The organism is Pseudomonas grimontii (assembly GCF_007858185.1).
In the GTDB taxonomy this organism is placed as follows: Bacteria; Pseudomonadota; Gammaproteobacteria; order Pseudomonadales; family Pseudomonadaceae; genus Aquipseudomonas; species Aquipseudomonas grimontii.
In genome coordinates this window covers 41043-60385 of sequence record NZ_VFES01000007.1, presented here as the reverse complement: position 1 = coordinate 60385, position 19343 = coordinate 41043, and the positions used below count along the sequence as shown (strand labels likewise).

20 protein-coding genes are annotated in these 19343 nt (G+C 61.5%); 10 read left to right on the top strand and 10 right to left on the bottom strand.

All coding sequences use genetic code 11. The annotated features are described in order from the left end of the window. From FIV39_RS13065 to FIV39_RS13055, 3 genes are all read right to left on the bottom strand, one after another. Entirely contained in the window at window positions 1-1173 is a 1173-nt protein-coding gene (locus FIV39_RS13065; RefSeq protein ID WP_090405613.1) for an MFS transporter, read from the bottom strand. Window positions 1174-1213: 40 nt separating this feature from the next. Then, the gene (locus FIV39_RS13060) at window positions 1214-2569 is read right to left on the bottom strand and encodes an MATE family efflux transporter (protein WP_090405616.1); all 1356 of its coding nucleotides are present in this window, start codon (window positions 2567-2569) and stop codon (window positions 1214-1216) included. 140 nt (window positions 2570-2709) lie between these two features. Then, window positions 2710-3540: an IclR family transcriptional regulator gene (locus FIV39_RS13055; RefSeq protein ID WP_090405618.1), complete on the bottom strand. Its 831-nt coding sequence runs from the start codon at window positions 3538-3540 to the stop codon at window positions 2710-2712. A gap of 241 nt (window positions 3541-3781) precedes the next feature. Between FIV39_RS13055 and FIV39_RS13050 the strand changes: the two genes are divergently transcribed. The 7 genes from FIV39_RS13050 to FIV39_RS13020 are packed head-to-tail and all read left to right on the top strand — an operon-like array spanning window position 3782 to window position 10221. Then, entirely contained in the window at window positions 3782-4810 is a 1029-nt protein-coding gene (locus FIV39_RS13050; RefSeq protein WP_090405621.1) for an ABC transporter ATP-binding protein, read from the top strand. Beyond that, window positions 4807-5652 (top strand): ABC transporter permease, encoded by an 846-nt coding sequence (locus FIV39_RS13045; protein ID WP_146371532.1) that lies wholly within the window; start codon window positions 4807-4809, stop codon window positions 5650-5652. Before FIV39_RS13050 ends, FIV39_RS13045 begins: the two co-directional genes overlap by 4 nt. Before the next feature lie 4 nt (window positions 5653-5656). Continuing rightward, window positions 5657-6451, top strand: a complete 795-nt coding sequence (locus FIV39_RS13040) for an ABC transporter permease (protein ID WP_090405626.1) — start codon at window positions 5657-5659, stop codon at window positions 6449-6451. Further along, window positions 6451-6741, top strand: a complete 291-nt coding sequence (locus FIV39_RS13035; RefSeq protein ID WP_090405627.1) for a (2Fe-2S)-binding protein — start codon at window positions 6451-6453, stop codon at window positions 6739-6741. Before FIV39_RS13040 ends, FIV39_RS13035 begins: the two co-directional genes overlap by 1 nt. Continuing rightward, window positions 6738-8081 (top strand): FAD/NAD(P)-dependent oxidoreductase, encoded by a 1344-nt coding sequence (locus tag FIV39_RS13030; protein ID WP_090405630.1) that lies wholly within the window; start codon window positions 6738-6740, stop codon window positions 8079-8081. Before FIV39_RS13035 ends, FIV39_RS13030 begins: the two co-directional genes overlap by 4 nt. After that, window positions 8078-9175, top strand: a complete 1098-nt coding sequence (locus FIV39_RS13025) for an NAD(P)/FAD-dependent oxidoreductase (protein ID WP_090405632.1) — start codon at window positions 8078-8080, stop codon at window positions 9173-9175. The genes FIV39_RS13030 and FIV39_RS13025 overlap by 4 nt, the downstream gene beginning before the upstream one ends. A gap of 14 nt (window positions 9176-9189) precedes the next feature. Further along, the gene (locus tag FIV39_RS13020; protein ID WP_090405636.1) at window positions 9190-10221 is read left to right on the top strand and encodes an ABC transporter substrate-binding protein; all 1032 of its coding nucleotides are present in this window, start codon (window positions 9190-9192) and stop codon (window positions 10219-10221) included. Window positions 10222-10266: 45 nt separating this feature from the next. Here FIV39_RS13020 and FIV39_RS13015 read toward each other — a convergent pair whose 3' ends face one another. Then, window positions 10267-10746 (bottom strand): hypothetical protein, encoded by a 480-nt coding sequence (locus tag FIV39_RS13015; RefSeq protein ID WP_244176358.1) that lies wholly within the window; start codon window positions 10744-10746, stop codon window positions 10267-10269. Then, window positions 10743-11666: an NAD synthetase gene (locus FIV39_RS13010; RefSeq protein ID WP_090405639.1), complete on the bottom strand. Its 924-nt coding sequence runs from the start codon at window positions 11664-11666 to the stop codon at window positions 10743-10745. The genes FIV39_RS13015 and FIV39_RS13010 overlap by 4 nt, the downstream gene beginning before the upstream one ends. A 185-nt stretch (window positions 11667-11851) precedes the next feature. On the opposite strand from FIV39_RS13010, the gene FIV39_RS13005 reads away from it, so the two are divergent. After that, the gene (locus FIV39_RS13005; protein ID WP_090405643.1) at window positions 11852-12340 is read left to right on the top strand and encodes an Hcp family type VI secretion system effector; all 489 of its coding nucleotides are present in this window, start codon (window positions 11852-11854) and stop codon (window positions 12338-12340) included. Here the strand turns inward: FIV39_RS13005 and nadE are convergent. From nadE to FIV39_RS12990, 3 genes are read right to left on the bottom strand one after another with little or no spacing between them, the layout of a single operon-like run. Next, a complete protein-coding gene (gene nadE / locus FIV39_RS13000; RefSeq protein WP_090405645.1) occupies window positions 12330-13142 on the bottom strand; it encodes an ammonia-dependent NAD(+) synthetase in 813 nt (270 codons plus the stop codon). The genes FIV39_RS13005 and nadE overlap by 11 nt on opposite strands. A gap of 1 nt (window position 13143) precedes the next feature. Further along, window positions 13144-14361, bottom strand: a complete 1218-nt coding sequence (pncB, locus tag FIV39_RS12995) for a nicotinate phosphoribosyltransferase (RefSeq protein WP_090405648.1) — start codon at window positions 14359-14361, stop codon at window positions 13144-13146. Between the two features lie 11 nt (window positions 14362-14372). Then, entirely contained in the window at window positions 14373-15020 is a 648-nt protein-coding gene (locus FIV39_RS12990) for a nicotinamidase (RefSeq protein ID WP_090405652.1), read from the bottom strand. Window positions 15021-15166: 146 nt separating this feature from the next. Here FIV39_RS12990 and FIV39_RS12985 point away from each other — a divergent pair, with 146 nt between their 5' ends. Continuing rightward, window positions 15167-15859: an NUDIX hydrolase gene (locus tag FIV39_RS12985; RefSeq protein ID WP_090405655.1), complete on the top strand. Its 693-nt coding sequence runs from the start codon at window positions 15167-15169 to the stop codon at window positions 15857-15859. A gap of 139 nt (window positions 15860-15998) precedes the next feature. Here FIV39_RS12985 and FIV39_RS12980 read toward each other — a convergent pair whose 3' ends face one another. Together FIV39_RS12980 and FIV39_RS12975 are read right to left on the bottom strand one after the other, a co-directional pair. Continuing rightward, a complete protein-coding gene (locus tag FIV39_RS12980) occupies window positions 15999-16772 on the bottom strand; it encodes an L-iditol 2-dehydrogenase (RefSeq protein WP_090405658.1) in 774 nt (257 codons plus the stop codon). Window positions 16773-16793: 21 nt separating this feature from the next. Beyond that, window positions 16794-18104: an ABC transporter substrate-binding protein gene (locus tag FIV39_RS12975; RefSeq protein WP_090405661.1), complete on the bottom strand. Its 1311-nt coding sequence runs from the start codon at window positions 18102-18104 to the stop codon at window positions 16794-16796. A gap of 211 nt (window positions 18105-18315) precedes the next feature. Here FIV39_RS12975 and FIV39_RS12970 point away from each other — a divergent pair, with 211 nt between their 5' ends. Further along, window positions 18316-19254 (top strand): AraC family transcriptional regulator, encoded by a 939-nt coding sequence (locus FIV39_RS12970; RefSeq protein ID WP_090405664.1) that lies wholly within the window; start codon window positions 18316-18318, stop codon window positions 19252-19254. The last annotated feature ends 89 nt before the right edge of the window (window positions 19255-19343 follow it).

The following is a 19343-nucleotide window of genomic DNA, read 5'->3' as shown; positions in this document are numbered from 1 at the left end:
TCAACCCAACCGCCGATAGCCCAGTACCGCTGATCCCATCACCACCGCCCCCGCCGCCAGCGCCACCCAGAATCCGCTGGCGGCACCAAAATGGTCGATCATCCAGCCGGAGCTGGCGGCACCGATGGCCACGCCGATGCTCAGGCCGGTGATCAGCCAGGTCATACCCTCGGTCAGGCGGCTCGCGGGCACGATCTTTTCCACCAGGGCCATCGACACGATCAGGGTGGGGGCAAAGAACAGTCCGGAAATGAAGATCGCCACCGCCAGGCCCGGAATGTGGGTGACCAGCAGCAACGGCAAGGTGGTCAGCGCCGTGGCCACGCCGCAGAACAGGAACTGCCGGGGTAACGGCGCCTTCAGCTTGAGGGTGCCAAAGGCCAAGCCTGCCAGGCACGAACCGATGGCGTACACCGAGAGCACGATGCTTGCCGCCGCCGGCTGGCCCTGGTGCTGGGCAAAGGCCACGCTGACCACATCCACCACCCCCACGATCACCCCCATGGCCAGCAGCAGGATCATCAGGATCAGCACCGACGGTGAGGCGATCAGCCAGCCCCGATGGTGAGCGTGATGCTCATGCACCGGTGGTTCGGTCGCACGTTGCAGCACAAACGTGGTAACGCCAACCGCCAGCAGCAGCGCGGCCACCAGAGGCCCGGCTTCGGGGAACAGCACCACGCTCAAGCCCACCGAAATCGGTGGGCCGATGATGAAGCACACCTCATCCAGCACCGATTCCAAGGCGAATGCGGTCTGCAGTTTGGGCTGACCCCGGTACAGCTCGGTCCAGCGCGCCCGCACCATGGCTGACATATTCGGCATGCAGCCCGCCAGGGCAGCAAACAGGAACAACGTCCAGGTCGGCGCCTGCAACCGCGTGCACAGCAACAGCATCAGCAGCGCCCCGCCGCCTATCAAGGCGGCAATCGGCAGCACCCGGCCTTGGCTGTAGCGGTCCACCAACCGTGACACCTGCGGCGCGCAAAACGCCGTGGCCAGGGCGAACACCGCCGCCACCGATCCGGCCAGGCCATAGCCGCCGTGCACCTGGGAGAGCATGGTGATCAGGCCAATACCGGCCATGGACACCGGCATGCGCGCCAGCATGCCGGCCAATACGAAGGCCCGGGCACCGGGGACCTGGAACAACTCGGCGTAAGGGTTTGCCATGACTTAAACGTCTTCTGTCCTTAAATTGCGCATCCTTTTATCACACCAACCGCTTGATCTGCTTATGCCGCCACACCAACCGGTAATACGCAGTCTGCAAGCCCAGCATCGCCAGGTACGTCACCGGGAACGCCATCCAGACGCCTTCCAGGCCGAAATGCGCATTCAGCAGGTATGCCATCGGCAGCTCAACACACAGCACGCAGAAGATCGAAATCACCACCGGCATCAGCACCACGCCGCTGGCACGCATGATCCCGCCGATCACGGCCTGGAAGCCGAATACGAGGATGCTCCACAACATGATGTGCAGCAGGTGTTCGGCATTCACTCGCGCGGCGTCATCGGTGATGAACAACCCGAGCAACCAGTGGGACAACAAATAGCCCAGCACGATCAGGCCTCCGGTCAGGCAGGTATTGATCAACAGCCCGGTGCGCAGGATCGGCCCGATGCGCTCCAGGCGCCCGGCACCAATCGCCTGGGCGCCGAGGATCGAGGCGGTGATGGCGATCGACAGCGCCGGGAATTGCACGTAGTTGACGATCTGCGTCACCGCCCCATAGGCCGCCGTGGCCTGGGAACCGTGGCCATTGACCAAGGCAAGGATGACCAACTCCGACAGCGACAACACCACCATCTGTAGGCCAGTAGGCAAGCCGATGCGCAGGACTTTGCCGAGGATGACGCGGTCCAGGCGTAAGGCCGCGAGCAGTTCGCGATCCGGCGCCATCACATGGTTTTTATGGCGCAGGCGCAGGATCAGAAACAGCATCGCCGAAGCATTCCCCACCAGGCCTGCGTACACCGCGCTCTGGATACCCAGGGGCGGCAGACCGATCCAGCCGCGAATCAGCGCCGGGGTCAACAGCAGGCCGACCAGGGTCGAGACCATCAGTGCCAGCAACGGCGAAATGGTGTCGCTGACACCACGCAACAGTTGGGTGTAGAGGATAAATACCAGCAACAGCGGCATGATCAACATCATCATCTGGGCGTAGCCCACGGCATCGTCGAGCACATCCGCAGGTGTGCCCAAGGCCTGCAAGGCCGGGCGCGCAAACAGACTGCCCAGCACCGCTGCGATCAGGCCCACCAGTGCGCCGAGGGTCAGGGTGGCACCGGTAATCGCCTTGACCATCCCGGTTTCCTGGGCGCCCCAGGCCTGGCCGATCAGCACCGAGGCGCCCGCCCCCAGGCCGATCACCAGGGCAATAAAGAAAAACACGATGGGAAACATCCCCGACACTGCCGCCAACGCCTGGGTGCCGAGCATTTGCCCGACATAAATGCCGTTGAGGGTGCCGGAAAAGCTTTGCAGGAAGTTGGACAGCACCATCGGTGCCAGAAAGATCAGGTAGATCTGCCACAGCGGGCGTTGCACAGGGCTTTGCATGAAAAACGGGGCCTCGGAGAACTAAAGCGTCCGAGGGTTATACCGTAATTGGATCCGATCTTCCTGGGCTTTGCATGATCTATGGACCGCCATCCCGCGCTCGCCCCGAGCCCCATGAAGATCGAATGTGGAAAGGATCGTTACCCGCCGAAGGTTTGCGAAGGCCGGCGCAAGGTCGGATCAAACGGATTGATCCGCGGCCCGATCGCCGCCGCTTCGCGCTTGAGCAACTCCACCACCATTGGCAACCGGCTCGGTCCCAGCCGGTCGCTGATGGTCGCCACACTCAACGCCGCCACTGCATGCCCGTCCCGATTCAAAATCGGCACCGCCAACCCCGCCATGCCCTCCAGCACCCCGGTATTACGCGCCGCATAGCCCAGGGTGCGTACGTTCTCTACCTCCGAGCGCAGCAGCACTTCGTCGTACAGGTGGAAGTCCTTGAGCCGCGGCAGGTTGTAGCGGATCACCGTTTCGCGCTCTTCCTCCGGCAAAAACGCCAGGATCGCCAGGCTGCCCTGTCCCACACCCAGCGCCACGCGCCCGCCGATATCGCCGGTAAAGGTGCGGATCGGGTACGGGCCTTCGCTGCGGTCCAGGCAAATGGCATCGAAGCCGCTGCGCGCCAGCAGGAACAGCGAATCACCCAGTGACGCACTCAGGCGCAACAGGCTCGGCCGCACCAGGTCACGCAGGTTGCCGGTCTTGCCCGCGTTGGCCGCCAGGGCGAAGAACTCCAGGCTCAGGCGATAGCGTTTGCTGCGCGCGTCCTGCTCGACCATACCTTCGTCCATCAGGCTGCGCAGGAGGCGGTGGGTGGTGGGCTGGGACAACCCGACCTGTTGCGCGAGTTGGGTGACACGTTCCCCCCCTTCGGGCACCTCCCCCAAGGTCCGCAGCAACGCGAACAGGCGAGACACCCCGCCAGCCCCGACTTCCCTACCTGTTTCATTCCGCTCAGTGGAATCCATAACGCATAATCTCGCCCTAAATTCTGGTGAATGAATAAAACTGAAAATAGTAGTCCATTCAGTGAAATTCTGCCTTTCGCCCATCCTAGTCTTCGTCCTAATCTGCGTCCACAGGGGCGAAATGAACAACTAACGGCAGCCGACCAAGATCGAGCGCCAACGCACCCGCATTACCCTTTTCGCATCTGCCCAAAACAAAAAAGCGCGTTTCGACGCGACTCAAAAAAGGTGGAACGCAGACATGGCATTTCTCCAACTCAACGCCTTGAGCAAACGCTACGGCGCCGTCGACGCGGTGGTCGCCACGGACCTTGCAGTGGAAAAAGGCGAGTTCGTTTCCCTGCTCGGCCCCTCGGGCTGCGGCAAAACCACCACCCTGCAAATGATCGCCGGCTTCGTTGACGTGAGCGGCGGGCAAATCCTGCTCGACGGCCGCGACATCACCCACGCCAAACCCGCCAGCCGCGGCTTGGGCGTGGTGTTCCAAAGCTATGCGCTGTTCCCGCACATGAGTGTGCGCGACAACGTCGCCTTCGGCCTGAAGATGCGCAAAGTGCCAGCAGCCGAGATCGCCGCCAAGGTCAAGACCGTGCTCGACCTCGTACGCCTGGTCCCCCATGCAGAGCGCTACCCACGGGAATTGTCAGGCGGCCAACGCCAGCGCGTGGCCCTGGCTCGCGCCCTGGTGATCGAACCGCCAGTGCTGCTGCTGGATGAGCCGCTGTCGAATCTGGACGCCAACCTGCGCGAAGAGATGCAGTTCGAGATTCGCCGCATCCAGTGCGCCGTGGGCATCACCACCTTGATGGTCACCCACGACCAGGCCGAGGCACTGTCCATCAGCGACCGCGTGGTGGTGATGCAGGCCGGGCGCGTGACCCAGATCGATGCGCCGTACAAGCTCTACGAATACCCGCGCACCCGTTTCATCTCGGATTTCGTCGGCAAGGCCAACCTGCTGCCGGGCGACTACGACGCGCTCGGTATCCCGCAAGTACGCCACGAAAGCGGCGACGGCGAGCTGACGCTGAGCCTGCGCCCGGAAAAAATCAGCCTGGTGGACGCAGGTTTGGGTCGCCTGCAAGGCACGCTGCTTGATCGCTATTTCTTCGGCAGCCAATGGTTGTACCGCGTCCACACCCACCTCGGCGAAATCACCGTGGTGCGCAGCAATGACGGCAGCGCACCGCTGGGCAACGGCACAGCGGTCGGCCTGGACTGGCAAGCCGGGCTGCTGCGGGTGCTGGCAGCGGATGAGGTGCGCGCATGAGCCGGGGTTACTGGCTCTCGCTGCCAGCGCTGGTGCTGTTTGCTGGCCTGTTGATCCTGCCACTGGGCCTGACCCTGGTGCTGTCGTTCAACGTATTCGACTATCAGGTGGGGGTGAAGGCCGACGAATGGACCTTGGCCCATTACCTGTCGTTGTTCAGCGATTCTTACTTTTACGAGATCTTCTGGCGCACCTTCTGGATCAGCGCGCTGGTGACCCTGCTGTGTGTGGTGATCGGCGTGCCCGAGGCCTACATCCTCAGCCGCATGGGCACGCCCTGGCGCTCGATCTTCCTGATCCTGATTCTCACGCCGCTGCTGATTTCGGTGGTGGTGCGCGCCTTCGGCTGGAGCCTGCTGCTCGGCGCCGACGGCCTGGTGAACCAGGTAATCCAGACGCTCGGTGGGCGCTCGGTGAAGCTGCTGTATACGCCGTTCGCAGTGATTATCGCGCTGGTACACGTGATGCTGCCGTTCATGATCATTCCGGTGTGGACCTCCCTGCAAAAGCTTGACCCGTCAGCCGAACAAGCGGCGTTGTCGCTGGGTGCGAGCCAGGCGACGGTGATGCGCAAAATCGTGTTGCCCCAGGTCATGCCAGGCGTGCTGTCGGGCACCTTGATCGTGTTCGGTCTGGCCGCCAGCTCATTTGCGATTCCCGGCCTGCTCGGCGGGCGACGCCTGAAAATGGTCGCCACCGTGGTGTACGACCAGTACCTCTCGGAACTCAACTGGCCCATGGGCGCCACCATCGCGGTGGTGCTGCTGTTGGTCAATCTGCTGATCATGCTGAGCTGGAACCGCCTGCTCGAGAGCCGCTACAAAAAGTCACTGGGGGTTTAAGCGCATGTCCAGAAACGGTCCTTTGGCCCTCGGTTTCCATGGTGTGGTGGTGCTGTTCATGATGGCGCCGCTGGTGGTGGTGTGCCTGGTGGCGTTCACCCCGGAAAATACCTTGAGCCTGCCCACCTCCGGCTTCTCGTTGCGCTGGTTTCGCGCAGTGTTCGAGCGGGCCGACTTTATCCAGGCGTTTTATAACAGCCTGATCCTGGCCTTCACCGCCGCCACCTTGGCGACGCTGATTGCGGTGCCGGCGGCGTTGGCGATCAGTCGCTATCAGTTCCCCGGCCGCAACTTCTTCAGCGCCTTATTCCTGTCGCCGATCATCATCCCGCACCTGGTGCTGGGGGTGGCGATGCTGCGCCTGTTTGCGCTGATGGGGGTGAATGGCAGCTTTACCTGGTTGATGCTGGCGCATGTGGTGATCATCACGCCGTATGTGCTGCGCCTTGTCTTGGCGGCGGCGATCGGCATTGATCGCAGTGCCGAGCAAGCAGCCGAATCCCTCGGTGCCGGGCGCTTTACGCTGTTTCGCCGGATCACCCTGCCGATGATTTTGCCCGGTGTGGCCGGGGGCTGGTTGCTGGCGTTCATCAACAGTTTCGACGAAGTGACGCTGTCGATCTTTGTCAGCTCGCCGGCCACGCAAACGCTGCCGGTGCGCATGTATGTGTACGCCACCGAGTCCATCGACCCGATGATGGCGGCGGTCTCGGCGCTGGTGATCGCGCTGACGGCGGCGACCATGATTCTGCTCGACCGCGTCTACGGCCTGGACCGCGTACTGGTGGGGAAACATTGATGGCCTTGTTCAAACGATTGGCCGAAACCGAGCGCCCTGCCCTGGCCTTCACCCTCGACGGGCAACCGGCCACCGGCTTGCTCGGCGACACCCTGCTGACCGCCATACTGACCTGCGCCGAGCACCTGCGCGGCAGCGATTTCAGCGCCGAACGCCGTGCCGGGTTCTGCCTGATGGGCGCCTGCCAGGATTGCTGGGTGCGGCTGGCGGATGGGCACCGTGTGCGTGCCTGTTCGACGCTGCTTGAAGAAGGCCTGGCGATCAGCCGCGAACCGGGGCGCCAAGCATGAAGCCGGTCGTGATTGTGGGCGCCGGCCCAGCGGGAATCAGCGCGGCGCGTACCCTGCTCGACCATGGCATGCAGGCTTGCCTAGTGGATGAAAGCCTGCGCGGCGGTGGGCAGATTTATCGCCGCCAACCCTTGGGATTCCAGCGTACGGCCAAGCAGGTATACGGTTTTGAGGCCAGTAAGGCTGAAGCCGTGCACCGTACCCTGGATGAGTTGGCGCCGTTGATCGACTACCGGCCGCAAACCTTGGTGTGGAATGCCGAGGACAGTCGCCTGGATATGCTCAATAACGGCCGTGCCGAGAGCGTCGAGTATTCGCGGATTATCGTCGCCACCGGCGCCACCGACCGCATCCTGCCGGTACCGGGCTGGACCTTGCCCGGCGTCTACAGCCTGGGTGCGGCGCAAATTGCCTTGAAGTATCAGGGCTGCGCCATCGGCGAGCGCGTGGCGTTTTGTGGCAGCGGGCCGTTGCTGTACCTGGTGGCCTATCAGTACGCGAAGGCCGGGGCCAAGGTGGTGGCAGTGCTCGACAGCGCGCCGTTCAGTGCGCAGTGCCGTGCGTTGCCGGCGCTGCTCGGGCAACCGGCGACATTGGCCAAGGGCCTGTATTACCGCGCCTGGCTGAGCGCCCATGGGGTTGCTGTGCATCAAGGCGTGACGCTCCGGCAGATCGAGGGTGAACAGCGGGTCAGCGGTATTCGTTGGGATACGCAGGGTTTGGCCTGTGACGCCGTGGCCTTCGCCCATGCCCTTCGCAGCGAAACTCAACTGGCGGATCTGCTCGGCTGTGAATTTGAATGGAATGCCTTGAACCGTGCCTGGTTACCGCGACGGGACAGTACTGGGCGCAGCAGCCTCGAAGGCGTGTACCTGGCAGGTGACGGTGCCGGGATCATGGGCGCGGATGCCGCGCAGATGGCCGGCGAGCGGGCGGCGTTGGCGGTGCTGGAAGATGCGGGCGTGGCTATCGATCATCGCCGCCCCGCTGTGCTGGAGCAGCAATTGGCAGGCATCCAGCGCTTTCGCCAGGGTTTGGAAACGGCGTTCCCCTTCCCTGAAGACTGGGCGGCGCAGGCACCGGATGAATTGATTGTGTGCCGCTGTGAAGAAGTCAGCGTCGGCGATATACGCGCCGTGGTGGATGAAGGCCACTGGGAGATCAACCGGGTCAAGGCCCATTGCCGGGTCGGCATGGGGCGCTGCCAGGGCCGCATGTGCGGGCTGGCGGCGGCGGAAATAGTCGCTGAGCGCAGTGGTCGCGGGATTGAAAACGTCGGCCGCTTGCGTGGCCAGGCACCGATCAAGCCGCTGCCGTTTGGCGTGGAGGTGCAGCCATGATCGACGTCATCGTGTTGGGCGGTGGGATCGTCGGTGCTTCGGCGGCCTTGATGCTGGCGCAGAAAGGCCAGCGCGTGGCCCTGGTAGAGCGGGACTTTTGTGGCTCGCACTCCAGCGGCGTGAATTATGGCGGCGTCCGGCGCCAGGGTCGGCCGTTGCATCAGTTGCCGCTGTCGCAGCGCGCCCATCAGTTGTGGGCCGACTTGCCGGGTTTGATCGGTATCGATGGCGAATACGTGCGCTGCGGCCATCTGAAACTGGCGCGCAGTCATGGGGATTTCGCCGCGTTGCAGGCGTATGCCGAGCAAACCCGAGGCTTTGGCCTGGGCTTGCAGTTGCTTGATTACGCCGAACTGCGCGCACGTTTCCCCTGGGTCGGCGATATCGCGGTGGGCGCATCCCTGTGCCCCGAAGACGGCCACGCCAACCCACGCCTGGTCTCGCCCGCTTTCGCCCGTGCCGCGCAACGCCTTGGCGCATCGGTATACGAGCAGACCGAAGTGGTGCGAATCGAACATGACAGTCATCAATTCCAAGTGCACTGCGCCAATGGCCTGCACCTGCACGCACCCTGGTTATTGAACTGCGCCGGCGCCTGGGCCGGCACCCTCGCCGCCCGATTTGGCGAGCCGGTGCCGATCATGTCCGCGCACCCGGCAATGTTGGTCACCGAACCGCTGCCGGTGGTGATGAACGTGAGCACCGGTGTCGAAGGCGGCGGCATTTACGCACGGCAGGTGGCCCGGGGTAATTGCATCCTTGGCGGCGGTCGCGGCTTTGCCCTCGGCTCCCGACAGGCGCGGCCCGGGCAAGCGGCAGTGCTGGAGATCCTGCGCAATGCCGGCGAGCTGTACCCGTTTCTCAAGGGTGCCCAGGCGATTCGCACCTGGAGCGGCACCGAAGGTTACCTACCCGATCATGAACCGGTGATCGGCCCCAGCAGCACCCAACCGGGCTTGCTCCACGGTTTCGGCTTTGCCGGCGCAGGGTTCCAGCTCGGCCCCGCGGTCGGTGAAGCCCTGGCAGAGATCGTCTGCCACGGGGCCAGCCGCCAACCCATCGAAGCGTTTTCCATCCGTCGTTTCCAAGCCTGAGAGGAAAAACATCCATGAACACACGTATCGCGCTGTCCTGCTTGTCCCTCGCGTTGCTCGCTTCCACCGCCCACGCCGCGCCGACGCTTTACCTGGGCATGAACGGCGGCACCATGGAACGGGTGTACGCCGACAAGGTGCTGCCCGCGTTCGAAAAGGCCAATAACGTCAAGGTGGTGATCGTGCCCGGCACCTCGTCGGACATCCTCGCCAAGGTCCAGGCCAACAAAGACAACCCGCAGATGCATGTGATGTTCCTCGACGACGGCATCATGTACCGCGCCATCTCCATGGGTCTGTGCGAAAAACTGGCGCCAAGCCCGCCCCTGGCGCAGATCCCGGCCAAGGCGAAGATCAAGGATGAAGCCGTGGCCGTGACCCTGGGCGTCACCGGCCTGGGCTACAACGCCAAGATGTTCAAGGAGAAAGGCTGGGCCGCGCCGACCTCGTGGATGGACCTGGCTGACCCACGCTTCAAGGAAAAAGTGGTATTCCAGTCCCTGGCTTCCTCCACCTTCGGCCTGCACGGTTTCCTGATGTTCAACCGCTTGCAAGGCGGCGACGAAACCAACGTGGAGCCTGGTTTCAAGGCCTGGCCAAAAACCGTCGGCCCCAACGTGCTGGAATACATCGCCAGCTCGGCGAAGATCTCCGAGATGGTCCAGACCGACGAAGCCGCGATCTTCCCCCTCACCCCGACCCAGGTCGCCACCCAGAAACTGCTGGGCGTGCCAATGGAATATGCACAACCCAAGGAAGGCGCGGTGGTGCTCAACGTGGCCGAATGCGTGATAGCGCGCAATGACCAGCCAGAACTGGCACAGAAACTCGCCGCCTTCTTGCTGACCGCCGAGGCCCAGGCCCCGGCACTGGAAGAAGGCGACCAGATCCCGTCGAACCCCACCACACCAACCACCGACAAAACCCGTGCACGGGTGGAAGCGATGCAGGGGTATTTACAGACGGCGATTTCGATTGATTGGGACCAGGTGAACCAGGCACGGCCGGAGTGGAATGCGCGGTGGAGTCGGTCGATTGAGCGGTAGACTGGCATAGCGGTCACTCCCACGTGGTTGACGTGGGAGCTACTCTTACTTTGCACTCCGTTGCTTGGTTTTGAATGTATTGGAATTTTTTTTATAGATCGCTCTCACCGCATTCCGCTGAATGCGGATTTCAAACAATTTCTGCCGCATTTCTCGATGACGGTCAGTAGTGAGCAGAAGTAACCCCAGGAGGGGAAACACCACGCCTAAAGACAACGCCACGGCATGCGGGCGGTGTTGAATCGTTGATATCACTAGCATCAGGCAGAAAGCGAAATAGCCCACTAACAAACTAGCTGCCCATAGGCGCCCTCTCGCAATCATAAAATTGGCAAAGCCAAAAAAAAACGTCAGCGACAATAATCCCCAACCAGACAATTCAGTTCTCAGTGGCTGGCCAAGCTCGAGCAAATAGATTTCGTCAACCAGAACAGTCACCATTGCCGTTGAGAAGATAGCCATGAATATCGTGCCCATGAATACCGGAAAGTAACGCCTAAGAAAGCTAATAAGTGACTCATTCACTCTGCAATCTCCTCGTACAAACCAACTCCAATCGTCGTTGCACTTCCAACGTGACCATTTCGGTAACTCCCAGCCAAGCCCAAGACCCCTCCCAAAACATCTTTTAATTGGGTCAAAGTGGCATGACGAATTTGCTCGGAACTGTAACTCTTCGGCAGCCCCCTCGCGCGCTGCTTTAACTTGAGTATCTTGGCGGTCAAACTAGGGTCTCTCAGGTTCAACAGTTCATTGGTCAGTTTTTTGCGTTCTTGGCGTGTCAGACCTCTCAAGAGTTCATACCAACTTTTACCCAATGATTTCTTACTAGCTTTCAGCAGTCGCACCGTAGTCAACGTACTCGTGCCAATGCCTATAAGCGAAACGCCATCAAGTATCGGAGAAACAGTGTTGTACCAGCCGGAATCATCCATATGATCGTTTTCGGCCGGACGGAATTGTTCGTTGTAGGTTCTAACCGCCCCGATCACACATTGAGCAGAACTGGCAATTGCCGCAGAGACGCCCGCTGCAACGACAAAACTGCTGACTCCCGCTGTAAATGGAATCGCCACCGAGCCACTCAGCACAACAATCCAACCCAGCACTGCTGCCCCGCAAGACAACGACGCATTGATCGCCTCGAATACAAGCTGCGACTCTCGCGGCTCATGCTCCAACTGCCGCACAAAATCCAAGCGCGCCATCGAACTCGGCATCTCGCGCAAAATCACGCGTTTGGGCAACACACTGCAAATCGGTTGAAACTCACGCAAGGTCACCGGCCTCAACTGGGCGTCGAGGTAAACCACGCCTGCCCCGGCAATCGCCGGATCAGCGTCGATCACAGCAAACAGTCGACGCAGATCAATGCTGCTTTCTACCCGCTCACGGGTGGTGAGGTGGGCCTTGGGGAAACCGTCCTTCAATACGCTGGTAGTCATTCCTTTACTCCTGAATTCACAAGAGCGCAGAGCGTAAAGAATCAATATCCGCGAGGAATGTAGGAAGGTTTCCTTTTTTAAGACAGGCACTTCCCGATCTGGCCTCAGCGTCTTGTAGTCAATCCTGGGAATGGGAAAAGTACGCCCCGCGCCACTACCGGCGAACGATCAGACAAGGAGCGAATATGGCAACCGATATGTTTTTGAAGCTGGGAGATATCAAGGGCGAGTCCAGGGACCAGGCGCATCGGGATGAAATCGATATAACCCGCTGGGGCTGGAGCCTGTCCCAGTCTGGCTCCATGCACAGCGGCACGGGTGGCGGGGCCGGCAAGGTCAACATGGCGAATATCGCGATTGAAAAGGCCCTGGATAAATCCACGCCAAACCTGATGATGGCCTGTGCCACCGGCAAGCATTACCCCGAAGCCCGTATCGTGGTGCGCAAGGCTGGAGGCGACAGCAACGTGGAGTATCTGGTGATCACGTTGAAGGAAGTCATGGTTGCCACTTACGACACGCGTGCAGCGGCAACCAATGACGTACTCACGGAGGAAATCAGTCTTAACTTCGCCAAGGTTGAAGTCAGTTACCAGCCGCAGAAAGCCGATGGCGGAAAAGATGGCGGGCCAATCAGGTTCGGCTGGAACATTCGCGAAAATATCAAGCTGTAGGCACAACAGGCAGCGCCCGCTTGTGCGCTGTCTTGCTGTACGCCCCCTCAACAATCGCCCGCACCCGCTCACTCACCGGCTCGCCCATCAGGTACGCATCAATCTCTTCGTACGTGCAGCCATAAGCCTGTTCATCCAGCTTGCCCGGCGCCAGTTCTTCGAGGTCGGCAGTGGGCTGCTTGTGCACCAGCTTCGTCGGGGCCCCAAGGGCACTGGCCAACAGGCGCACCTGGGTCTTGGTCAGGCCCGACAGCGGTGCCAGGTCGCACGCGCCGTCGCCGAATTTGGTGAAGAACCCCATCAGCGCTTCGGCGCCATGGTCGGTGCCGACGACCAGGCCGTTGTGCAGGTTGGCCACGGCGTACTGGGCGATCATGCGGGTGCGGGCCTTGACGTTGCCTTTGATGAAGTCGACCTGGGCGGCACTGGCCTCGGTGGCGTTGAGGCTGGCCATCAGGCCGTCGACGCTGGCGGCGATGTTCAGGGTGTCGATGTGGTCCGGGGTGATGAAATCCAGCGAGGCCTGGGCGTCGCTCTCATCGGCCTGGGCCTTGTAGGGCAGGCGCATGGCGATAAAGCGCGCGGCGTAGTCCTCGGCGCGTAGCTGCTCCACTGCCCGTTGGCACAGGCGGCCGGCGGTGAGGGAATCGACGCCGCCGCTGATGCCCAGCACCAGGGCCTTGCAGCCTGACTGGCGCAAGGTGCTCTTGATGAAGTCGATGCGCCGTTGGATTTCCCGGGCCTCACCGCCCTTGACCAGGCGCCGATCAATATTGAGTTCCTGCGCGATACGTTCTTGCATGTCACACCTCCACGTTGCCGACATTGAATACCTTCGCCGCGTACTGCAAAAACGAGGGGTCTTCGCAGACGTTCTTCACCGGGTCATCGGAGAATTTCACTACCGGTTCGCCGTGTACGCGCACCAGCTTCATGACGATGCTCAGCGGCTCGACGCCTTCCACATCGCACGCCAGGCTGGTGCCCATGCCGAATCCGAACTTGGCCTTGCCACGGATGTGCCGCAGGATCGGCAGGCATTTTTCGAAGTTCAGGCCATCGGAGAACATCAGGTCCTTGGTCATCGGGTCGATGCCCAGCTGTTTGTAGCGAGCCAGCACCTTGTCGGCCCAGGCGATGGGGTCGCCGGAGTCCTGGCGCAGGCCGTCGTAGAGCTTGGCAAAGTACAGGTCGAAGTCCTTGAGGAAAAAGTCGGTGCTGATGGTGTCGGTCAAGGCAATGCCCAGGCGGCCGCGGTATTCACGCACCCAGTTTTCCAGGCCGGCGTTCTGGCTTTCGCGCAACCGCCCCAGTTGCTGGTGCACCATCATCCACTGGTGAGCCATGGTGCCGATCAGCGGCAGGTCGAATTCGTAGGCCAGGTGCGCATTGCTGGTGCCGACGAACTGGCCGGGGAAGTCGCGACGCATGATGTCCACCACTTCACGCTGGGCCTTGAACGACAGGCGCCGGCGGGTCGAAAAATCGGAGACGCGCAGGTCGGCCAACTCGTCGCGGCTGAGGTTTTTTTCCAGCCAGTCGAACTTCTGGTAGAGCTTGCGGGTGACGTCTTCCAGGCTCACGTCGGGGTATTTGTCGCGGTTGCGCAGCTCGCTGACCAGCGCCAGCACCGGTTGCTCGAACATGATGCAGTGCAGCATCGGCCCGACCACGCGGATGTTCAGTTGGCCGTCGACTTCGCTGACGTGGATATAGCGCAGGTTGAAACGGAACAGGCCGAGGAAGCGCTCGTAGTCGGGAGTCAGGTATTCGCGAAAGCGCGGGTTGAACAGAAAGCGCAGCTCGCCCTCGCGCATCTGCAGGTCGGCCATTTTCTCAAGCTCAGCGCGCAGTTCGGGAATCAGGTGGGCGAGTTTTTCCTTGGAGCGCACGATGAAGTTGTATTCCACATCGACATTCGGGTGCTGGTGCAAGACCGCCTGCATCATGGTGAAGGTGTAGTAGTCGGTGTCGAGCAAGCCCTGAATCACCGGGGCTTCGTAGTCGTAGGCACTTTCCATGGTGTATCTCCTTAGCGCGTGGCCATCGCGGCCAGTTCTTCGCGGGTGCGGCTGATGCCGGCACCGGCCTTGAGCAACTCATTGACGGCCTGTACGCCGCCCTCCTCGCTGATCCCCCGGCACGCCGGCAGGTGCAGGACCACCTCCAGGCCGGCCTTGAGCAGTTGCAAGGCGGTGGTCTTGACGCAGTAGTCCAGGGCCAGGCCGCCGACGATCACGCGACTGACGCCCTGGGCCTTGAGGTACTCGATCACGCCGGTAGAGAGTTTGTCGTGCAGGTCGTGATAGCAGGCGCCATAGGGGTGCAGGTCGGGTTCGACGCCCTTCCAGATGAAGTAGTCGTAGTCATAGGGCGTAGGCAATTCGTCGAGCAAGGTAAAGCCTTCGGTGCCCGGCACGCAGTGACTGACCCAGGTCACATCGGCGTGGGCCAGGCCGGTGGGCTGGAGCATCTCGCTGTGCTGCGTGACTACCCAGGGCGCGTGCGGGGTGTGGGCGTCCTTGCTGCCGACGCGGTGGCCGGCAAGGCTGGCCATGTAGTTGAGTTCGGCACCGATCTGGTCACCGCCGGCCACCGGCAACTCGTTGGGGCACAGCGGCGTGAAGCTCTTCTGGGCATCGACGTCAAATGAAGCAATGGCAGTTTTCGCGAGAGTCATGGCGGTTCTCCTGTGGCCTGGAAATAAAAGTACACGTCATGTACTTTCATTGCAAGAAACATTTATTTATCTATCATGACGCAGGTACATGACATATCTGTTCGATCCGTTAAACTGTGCCCCACCGCTGTTCAGAAGGACGTCACATGCCCCTTAGCCCCTACCTCCATACCGTCGACCTGTGTGTGCTGTGCTACTGCCGCGCCGCCGGGGAACTCAAGTTGTTGCTTAACAAGCGCGAAGCCGAGCCCTTCGCCGGGCATTGGGCGCTGCCGGGCGTAGTGGTGAATGGCGGCGTGCAAGATCTGAGCCTCCAGGACGCCGTGGAGCGCTTGCGCGCCAGCAGCAAGGTCGGTCTGGAGCTGGCCTGGAGTGAGCAAGTGGGCACGGTGGGCGATGCATTTCGTGATCCGCGCTGCTGGTCGTCGTCCACGTACTACCTGGCGATCGTCGCGGATGAGGTGGCGCCGAGTGAGCATCAAGGCTGGTTCCCGCTGAAGGCGGTGGCCGATGGCACTACCAAGTTGCCGTTCGACCACAACAGTATTGTCGCGGCTGTGCAGGAGCGTCTGTTTTCCAAGTCGCTGTACAGCAGCTTGCCGCTGATGTTCCTGGGCGATGAGTTCAGCGCGCCGGAGGCGACCACGATCTTTTCCCTGGTGCTGGAGCGGCCAGTGCTCAAGACCAGTATTCGCCAGCGCTTGATGAAGCTGATGGAGGCTGGATATTTGCGCGAGACCGGGCGCAAGAAACAGGGTGAAGGCGGCAGGCCCCAGGCGACGCTGGAGAATCTGAAGCCTGGGGCGGTTTACTTCTTTGATCGCAGTTTTGCCGACTAAGCACCCTTTTCAAGAACGATGACCTTCAAATGTGGGAGGGGGCTCGCTCCCGATAGCGGTGGATCAGTCTATACATGTACTGACTGTCACACTGCCATCGGGAGCAAGCCCCCTCCCACAGTTTTGATTGGGGTATGACTTAGTTCATCCAGTTGCCGCCGTCGACGTTGTAGGTCTGGGCCACCACATAATCAGCCTCCTTCGACGCCAGGAAGATCGCCATCCCGGTCAAATCCTCGGCCGTCCCCATCCGCCCAAACGGCACCTCGGCCCCCACCCGCCGCTTCTTCTCGCCAGGCGCCAGCCCCTCATGCCTGGCGAACAGCGCATCCACCCCGTCCCAATGCTCTCCATCCACCACGCCCGGGGCGATGGCGTTGACGTTGATGCCCTGCTTGATCAGGTTGAGCCCCGCCGATTGCGTGAGGCTGATCACTGCCGCCTTGGTCGCGCAGTAGATCGCCACCAACGGCTCGCCACGCCGCCCGGCCTGGCTGGCCATGTTGATGATCTTGCCGCCGTGGCCCTGGCTGATCATCTGCCGGGCGGCGGCTTGCAGGGTGAACAGCGTGCCGGCGACGTTGATCGAGAACAACCGATCAAAGCTGTCGCGGGTGATCTCGACGATAGGTGCCAGGTCGAACAGCGCCGCGTTGTTGACCAGAATGTCGAGCTTGCCGGCCTGGGCGACCACCGCAGCAATCGCGCTGTCGATGGAGGCCTGGTCGGTGACGTCCATCGCTACCGCGTAGGCCTGTGGGCCAAGCTCGGCGGCGGTTTCCCGGGCCCGCTGCAGGTTGATGTCGGCGATGGCGACGGTCGCGCCTTCATGGATATAGGCCTGGGCAAACGCGCGGCCAATCCCGCGCGCCGATCCAGTGATCAGCGCGCTCTTACCTTCGAGTCGTTTCATCAGGCATGTGTCCTTTGAATATTATTTGGGATAGCCGGCGCGTTTCATTTCGCGCTCGGTGGTTGACTGCGCCTGGAGCAGCGCCTGCTCAACCGACATGCCGCCCGTCAGCGCCGCCGAGAACAGTTTGCCGACGGACGTGCCGATGGCCTGGAACTCCGGGATGGTCACGTACTGGATGCCCACGTACGGCACGGGTTTGGCCGACGGGTGCGCGGGGTCGGCGTGCTGCATCATCTCCAGGGTCACTTGGGCAAACGGTGCGGCCTTGAGGTACGCCGCGCTGTAGGTGGACTGGCGGGTACCAGGCGGTACGTTGGTGATGCCTTCTTTATCGGCGACCAGCTGGATGTAGTCCTTGGACGTAGCCCAGGCAATAAAGGCCTTGGCGGCGTCCTTGTGCTGGGAGGTGGCCGGGATCGCCAGCGACCAGGCGTACAGCCAGGAGGATCCCTTGTCGGTCACTTCGGTGGGGGCTGCGGCGAAGCCTACGCTGTCAGCGACTTTGCTCTGGCTCTTGTCGGTGGTGAAGGAGCCGGCGACGCTGGCATCGACCCAGATCGCACATTTGCCGCTGTTGAACAGCGCCAGGGTTTCGTTGAAGCCGTTGCTGGACACACCCGGCGGGCCGTATTGCTTAAGGGTGTTGACGTAGAAGTTGGCCGCTGCCGTCCATTCGGGGCTGGTCAATTCCGGCTTCCATTGCTCATCGAACCAGCGCGCACCAAAGGCGTTGGCCATGGTGCTCAGCAGCGCGATGTTCTCGCCCCAACCGGCCTTTCCACGCAGGCACATGCCGTACTGGCCCTTGTCCTTGGCGGTGAGCTGGGCGGCGAATTCACCGAGCTGGGTCCAGGTCGGGTGCGCGGGCATGCTCAGACCGGCTTGCTTGAACAGGTCGGTGCGGTAGTAGGTGACGGTGCTTTCCCCGTAGAACGGCAGGGCATACAGGGTGTCGTTGACCGACAGGCCCTGGCGTACCGAGGGGAAAATATCATCGGCATCGTAATCGGCCGGCAGTTGGGTCAGCGGCTCCAGCCAGTGCTTGGCGCCCCACAGCGGGGTTTCGTAGGTGCCGATGGTGAGCACGTCGAACTGGCCGCCCTGGGTGGCGATGTCGGTGGTGAGGCGCTGGCGCAGCACGTTTTCTTCCAACACCACCCAGTTGAGCTGGATGTCCGGGTGCTGCTGCTCGAACACCTTGGACAAACGCTGCATGCGGATCATATCGCTGTTGTTGACGGTAGCGATGGTCACGGTGTCGGCAGCCTGGCTGGGCATGGCCAAGGCCAGGCCGGAAAGCAGGAACAACGCTTGCGGGAGCTTTAACATAGCGGTTTCCACCTGGTGTTTTTGTTGTTGAGGGCCGATTACAGCAGCTTGGGCCAGGCCCTCACAAACGCCTGGCGCATGCCTGGCTGATACTTTTTTAACCGCTGCATAGGGAGCAAAAAAGTATCAGTGCCGGGCGAAACCGGGGGTAGCGCTGGTATTGCCAACCCGCGTATTTTGAGGCGATTGCACCCATAGAAGAGGCATCACCATGCCCGTCAGTCGCGCCAAGCTGTTCGAACACCGACCCGCCGAGCTGGAGGTGATCTTGCCCGAGCCACAGCACTGCTTTCGCTGGTTCGAACACGACTACCCTTACGCGCTGGCGCGCTGGAACCACCACCCCGAATTTGAAATCCACCTGATCCGCCAGGGCAGCGGCAAGTTGGTGGCGGGCGACTATATCGGTGCGTTCAGTGCCGGGCATGTCGCGCTGATCGGCCCGGATCTGCCCCACGACTGGATCGGCGAACTGGCCCCCGACGAACACCTGGCTAACCGCGACGTGGTGCTGCAATTCGACGGCGCCGCCCTCCTCGCCCTGCGCCACACGCTGCCGGAGCTCGGCGACTTGCACGCGCTGTTCGAACAGGCCCGGCGCGGCCTGGAGTTCAGCGGCGACACCGCCGTGCAGGCTGCGCGCTTGATGGAAGCCGTCGGCAGCGCCCACGGCCTGCAACGGCTGATCCTGTTCCTGCAACTGCTCGACTGCCTGAAAAACGCCCCGGCGCAGCACGTAAAGGCCTTGGCCAGCCCCTGTTACGCACCGATCCTGGACGCCCGCAGCGCCGAGCGCATCAACAAGGCCTTCGACTACCTGATGCGTGAACTCACCGGCGACCTGCGCCTCTCGGTCATCGCCCAGCAACTGGATATGAGCGAACCGGGCTTCTCACGCTTCTTCAAGCGCAACACGGGCCATGGGTTTATCGACCTGATGCGCAAATTCCGCGTGCAACGCGCCTGCCGGTTATTGCTGCAAAGCGAGATGTCGGTGGCGGATATTTGTTTTGAAGTGGGCTACGCCAACCTGTCCAACTTCAACCGGCACTTTCGGATCGAGATGCACCAGACGCCCAGCGAATATCGCCGCGAAACGGCGATGCACCTGTTCAACCCCATCGAAAAAATGACACCCAGTCATTTCTGATCAAAAGGTCGATTAATTCAGATTTTTTCCATGGCATTCAAGCCATTGATCAAAGTTGGTACAGCCTGTGCAAACGTTTGCGGTACGAA